This window comes from uncultured Pluralibacter sp., from assembly GCF_913775985.1.
Classification (GTDB): domain Bacteria; phylum Pseudomonadota; class Gammaproteobacteria; order Enterobacterales; family Enterobacteriaceae; genus Pluralibacter.
Window position 1 is genome coordinate 1 of record NZ_CAJYMB010000043.1, and the last position, 3,005, is coordinate 3,005.

2 protein-coding genes and 1 pseudogene are annotated in these 3,005 nt (G+C 58.1%); 1 reads left to right on the forward strand and 2 read right to left on the reverse strand.

The features are described from left to right. Nucleotides 1–93: 93 nt before the first annotated feature. Both narL and narX read right to left on the reverse strand, forming a co-directional pair. The gene (gene narL / locus QZ766_RS05475; RefSeq protein WP_297198412.1) at nucleotides 94–744 is read right to left on the reverse strand and encodes a two-component system response regulator NarL; all 651 of its coding nucleotides are present in this window, start codon (nucleotides 742–744) and stop codon (nucleotides 94–96) included. Continuing rightward, complete coding sequence (gene narX / locus QZ766_RS05480) at nucleotides 737–2,533, reverse strand: nitrate/nitrite two-component system sensor histidine kinase NarX (RefSeq protein WP_297198415.1); 1,797 nt, start codon at nucleotides 2,531–2,533, stop codon at nucleotides 737–739. The genes narL and narX overlap by 8 nt, the downstream gene beginning before the upstream one ends. A 309-nt stretch (nucleotides 2,534–2,842) precedes the next feature. Here narX and QZ766_RS05485 point away from each other — a divergent pair. Further along, nucleotides 2,843–3,005 (forward strand): annotated as a pseudogene (locus tag QZ766_RS05485) (nitrate/nitrite transporter); the annotation flags it as partial.

The window sequence follows — 3,005 nt, forward strand, 5'->3', positions numbered from 1 at the left end:
GCAGCGCGTGTCATCAAATCAGATAACGCTGGTTCTCACCGAGCCGGTAGCAGCCCTGCCGCCGGCGGTGTCAGACAGTGAACTGTGGCAGCCTTAAAAAACCCGGTCCTGATGTACCCAGACCGCAGCCTCAACGCGGGATTTCAGCTTCATCTTTTTCAGCATGTGCTTCACGTGGACCTTAACGGTGCTTTCGGTAATGTCCAGCCGGCGGGCGATCATTTTGTTCGGCAGCCCCTGGGCTATCAGCTTGAGGATGTCTCGCTCGCGCGGCGTTAGCTGGTTGATGTCGCGATCCGACGTCGCGCGGTTAGCCCGCAGGCTGGCGGCCAGCACTGGCGTTAGTGCTTCGCTTAATACCATCTCACCGGCGGCAGCCTGCTGGAGCGCCTTGAGCAGATCTTCCGGCTCCATATCTTTTAACAGATAGCCATCGGCGCCGCGCTTGAGGGCGGTGACCACGTCTTCTTCATGATTCGATACGCTAAATACCACCACGCGGCCTGAAAGGGTTCTTTCACGCAGTTTATCCAGCGTTTCAAGGCCATTCATCCCCGGCATATTGAGGTCGAGCAGGATCAGATCCGGATCGAGAGATTCTGCCAGCTCAATACCCTGCTCGCCGCAGCTGGCTTCACCCACAACCTGAATATCGGGCGCCATACTGATTAATTGCTTCACGCCAGTACGCAGCATGGGATGATCGTCAATAAGTAGAATGGTTGCCCGTTCCTGATTAGTCATGGAGTTCTCCTTGAGAGTGGGTGAGTGATGTTTCGGGGATGAACGTGACGATAACTTCGGTGCCGCCGCAGTCGCGCCGCCTGACCTGGCAGTCGCCGCGCAGGCTCTGGGCGCGATCGCGCATAATAATTAAGCCATAGTGGTTGCTGCGTTCCGCGTTATCCGGAACGCCGAGTCCGTTATCGGCAATGGCTAAACGCACCTGATTATCGCGATGAGTGACGGTCACGCTGACCGCCGTCGCCTGCGCGTGCTTGAGCGCATTGCTCAGCGCCTCGCGGGCGATTTGCAGCAGGTGGATGGCCTGATGCGAAGGAACAAAGCGCGGCGGCAGCTGGTAGTCGAGATTGACCTCAAAACCAAAGTGGGCGCTGTACTCGCGGCAGCTGGCTTCCAGCGCGGGGCGCAGGCCGGCCTCGGTCAGCTGGAGGCGGAAGGTGGTCAGCAGCTCGCGAAGCTGCGCCCAGGATGTGTTGAGCTCGTTGCGCACCTGGGCCAGCAGGTTGCGGTTCTCCTCGGAAAACTGCGCACCCTGCATCTGCAGGCAGCTGACCTGCATTTTCATACAGGAGAGCGACTGGGCGATGGAGTCGTGCAGCTCCCGGGCAATCGCGGAGCGCTCTTCCATCACGATTAGCTGCTGCTGGTGTTCCTGGTGCCTGTCCAGCGCCAGGGTGGAGGTAATCTGTTCAACCAGTGTGTCTACCAACTGCTGCTGGTCGTGGCTGAGGTGGCAGGCCGGGGGCAGCGTCGCCAGCAAAATACCGTACTGGTTGTGGGCATCCGTAAGCCGCCATTTCAGCGTGGTTCCGCCCTGCACGGCGGGCGCTTTTCTGCGGGGGCACAGGAAGCAGCCGCGTGCGTCGCAGCTTTCCACCGAGTGGCAAACAAATTCCTGATGATTATCTTCGTCTTCAGTATCGTAAACCCGGACTTCAATATCGTGCAGCAGCGTCAGCGTCTGCAGCCCGCTGAGTACCGGCGAGATGCGCTCGCAGATGGGGGCCTGAGAATGCAGGCGGCGGTTGGCCTGCCACAGAAACGCCAGAATCTCGTTTTTATGTTCGAGGTTGGCGGTTTTCTCCTGCACCCGCCGCTCGAGCACGGCGTAGCTCTCCGCCAGCTCTTCGGACATGTTGTTCAGCGCCGTCCCGAGAGAGGCCATTTCATCGCGGCCACGGATACTTACCCGCTGGCTAAAATCCCGGTGGCTGACGGCGCGGGCCATATCCAGCAGCTGGCGCCACGGGCGCAGCAGGCGCGCGCGCAGCCACACTATGGTGAACAGCAGCAGCAGCGCCATACACATGCCCATGATCTGCTGCATCAACACCACCCGCTGAATGCGCTTTTCAGTGGTGTGATCGAAAGCGGTGACCAGCTGGTCGATGCGGGAGACAAAACCGGAGACCTGGCTTGCCACGCGCTGCTGGCTGTCGGCGCGCTGAATGCTGGGCGCCAGCTCGGTCTGCCAGTAGCGCTGCAGCGCGCGGAGCTGGTATTGCTGATTGTCCCGGCGGGCCGCTTTAATAAGCTCATGGCTGAATACGGTACGGTTCATTTCAGCGAGCAGCGGAGCATCTTTTTCGGCGAGGGGAATAGCCGCCAGCAGGCGGTAGCTTTGCATCCGCAAAGAGCCGGCTTTATTAATGGCGTGGGCGCTGCCCTGCACGCCGTTAACTACCCGGGCGGAGATAGTCATGCCGGTCAGGCCTATGATGGCCGACAGCAACACAATAAGTGCCAGTTGATTGACCAGCGTCAACGGCGTTAAGAAGCGTTTAAACATGAATAGCTGGACTCCTGACCGGGACAAGTGCCCGGATTGGGAATATTCTCGGAGATCCGCCGGAGTATACCCATACCCATAAATGATTACTCCTTAATTGCCATGTAAGAGTGGTGGTTGCGATAAAGGCGGCGAGGACACATAAGCGGCGTGATAAACCACGCTTTTACGAGTGACAAAGGCTACTCATTAAGTGTCATGCTTAAAAATCGCCCAGGATTATCTCCGGTTTTCCTTTGATTTATATCAACTTACCTTGCCCGGCTTTCCCTAATGTTGCAGCATCTCTCTCAATCATTAGAGGTTTCTATGAGTCACTCTTCCATGCCGGAAAAGCCGCAGGGGGCCGTCATTACCGACTGGCGTCCTGAAGATCCTACTTTCTGGCAGCAGTCCGGGCACCGCATTGCCAGCCGCAATCTGTGGATTTCCGTTCCCTGCCTGATGCTGGCGTTCTGCGTCTGGATCCTGT